This is a genomic window from Sandarakinorhabdus oryzae, from assembly GCF_009733735.1.
Taxonomy (GTDB): Bacteria; Pseudomonadota; Alphaproteobacteria; order Sphingomonadales; family Sphingomonadaceae; genus Sandarakinorhabdus; species Sandarakinorhabdus oryzae.
The window spans coordinates 1-1,917 of sequence record NZ_WNJP01000294.1 but is presented as its reverse complement, the minus strand read 5'-3'; the positions used below and the strand labels follow the sequence as shown (position 1 = coordinate 1,917).

The 1,917-nt window shown below is 68.2% G+C and carries 3 protein-coding genes; 1 reads left to right on the top strand and 2 read right to left on the bottom strand.

Going from position 1 to position 1,917, the window contains the following annotated elements:
* On the top strand, positions 1-240 hold a 240-nt coding region (locus tag GJ693_RS15770), incomplete at its 5' end, for a carboxymuconolactone decarboxylase family protein (RefSeq protein ID WP_197042280.1).
* Here GJ693_RS15770 and GJ693_RS15765 read toward each other — a convergent pair.
* Together GJ693_RS15765 and GJ693_RS15760 are read right to left on the bottom strand one after the other, a co-directional pair.
* Positions 207-1,094, bottom strand: coding sequence for a LysR family transcriptional regulator (locus tag GJ693_RS15765; RefSeq protein ID WP_207789974.1), 888 nt, complete (start codon positions 1,092-1,094; stop codon positions 207-209). The two genes, GJ693_RS15770 and GJ693_RS15765, sit on opposite strands and share 34 nt — an antisense overlap.
* Positions 1,095-1,132: 38 nt before the next feature.
* The coding region (locus GJ693_RS15760) for a YeeE/YedE thiosulfate transporter family protein (protein WP_156257184.1) at positions 1,133-1,917 on the bottom strand (785 nt) is incomplete at its 5' end.

Below are 1,917 nucleotides of genomic sequence, written 5' to 3'. Positions count from 1 at the left end.
GCGCTGGCCGCCGTGGCGGCGCAGGCCGCCCTCGGCACGTCGGCGGCGCAGTTGCGCGCGCACGTCGCTGCGGCCCTGCACCTGGGCTGGCAGAAATCCGAAATCATCGAGGTGCTGATCCAGTCAGCCCTTCACGCCGGGCTGGCGCTGGCGCTGGATGCGCTGGCGCATTGCCATGACCTGCTGGTGGAGGTCTCTGTCGCCTGTCAGTCCTGCGACGAGAGCGAAGGCCAGGCATAGCGCCGGGCTTCGCGCACGAAAGCGCCGACCGCCGGCGAGTGCGGCCGGCCGCGCACCGTGGCCAGATAGATGGTGCGCGAATAGCCGGGCTCGATCAGCGGCCGCACGACAAGATCCGGATCGGTGACCGAATATTCCGGGAAGAAGCCGAAGCCCAGCCCGGCCTTGATCATGTTCTGCACCCATTCGTCGCGCGGGGAACTGAACACCTTGCGGGTGGTGACGCCGCGCCGGGCGAAATCCTCGGTCACCATCTGGAACACCTCGCAATTGCTGCGGCCGACATAGGGCTCGCCATCGAGATCGGCGACGCGCACGGCGTTCTTCTCGGCCCAGGGGTGACCGCGCGGGATCACGATGACGAAGCGTTCCGTGAACACCGGCAATTGGTGGAAACTGTCGGGCAACTCGCCGGGCATACCGACGATCCCGATGTGCAGATCGCCCTTTTCCAGCCGTTCGAGCATGGCGCGCGCTTCACCATCGATCACACTGATCTCGACATCGGGATGCGCGGCCTGGAACTGCACCAGCAGCCGGGCGACCATTTGCGGCCCGATCGTGCACATGGCACCCAGCGTGAGCGAACCTTGTTCCAGCCGCCGCGCCGAGCGCGCGGCCTCCCGGGCGGCAGAGGCCGAGGCGTTCACCGTCTCGAGATAGGGCAGCATCATGCGGCCGAGCTCGGACAAATGGGTATTGCCGCGCTCGCGGTGGAACAAGGGCCCGCCCAATTCGTGCTCAAGCTGCTGGATGGCGCGTGTCAGCGCCGGCTGGCTGACATTGCACTGCTCGGCCGCGCGGGTGAAATTGAGTGTCTGGGACAACGCAACAAAGTAGCGGACCTGCTGCATCTCCATTGGCGTTCTCCCCCTCGAACGACAGCTTCAGTTTACAATCTCGCAGCGCGCTTTGCCAGCGGCCACCGCTGCGAGGCCAAGATGGCCAGGGCAATGGTGATCGCCATGGCCGGTACCGCTACCCAGGCCTGCGCCTGCAACAGGGGCAGGCCCACCATAATCAAACCATCATTGCCGCCGGGCACCAGCACGGCGCCCAGGCCCATCAGGCCGCCGCCGGCAAGGCAGCGCACCAGATCGGCACTGCGAACCGGGACCGGGCGCAGCGTGCCGTTCAACCAACCGCCTCCGATCGCCCCGCCCAGCAGCGCCAGCACCATCACGCCGCGCAGCCCGAGCTGGGCATTCATGGCGCGCGCGAGAGCCGTGAGCGCATCCGTATAGGCCCAGGCGCCGACCGTGAGCATGGTGACCACGAAGGTGACCGCGATCAGCAGGGTGGCCCGGTGCGGGTGCCAGAGATAGGCGGCGACGCTGGGCGCGCGCAGCGCCTCGAGCAGTCGCCACGAGAGCAGCACCGCAAAGCCGATCACCAGCGGCAGCAGGCTGGCGAAGGCCGGCGGCATCTGTGCCGGGCCGGGCGGCAGATCCGGGACGGCAAGGCACGCCAGATAATAGCCGATCGGCGTTGCCAGCCAGGCCCATTGGCCCGATCCGATCCGGGCGACGGTGCCGAACATGCAGGCTGCATTGAGCCAGGCGCCAAGGCCCAGCGCAACGCCGCCGGCCAGGGCGCGCCACGAGGCGGCTTGGCCGGCTGGACTGGTTTCAAGCCAGCCGGCCAGCCGGGCGAGCAGCACCAGGCCGCCCACCCACA

Excerpts from the sequence above, each read along its gene's own strand:
- GJ693_RS15765 (WP_207789974.1), bottom strand. The coding sequence starts at position 1,094 with ATGCAGCAGGTCCGCTACTTTGTTGCGTTGTCCCAGACACTCAATTTC.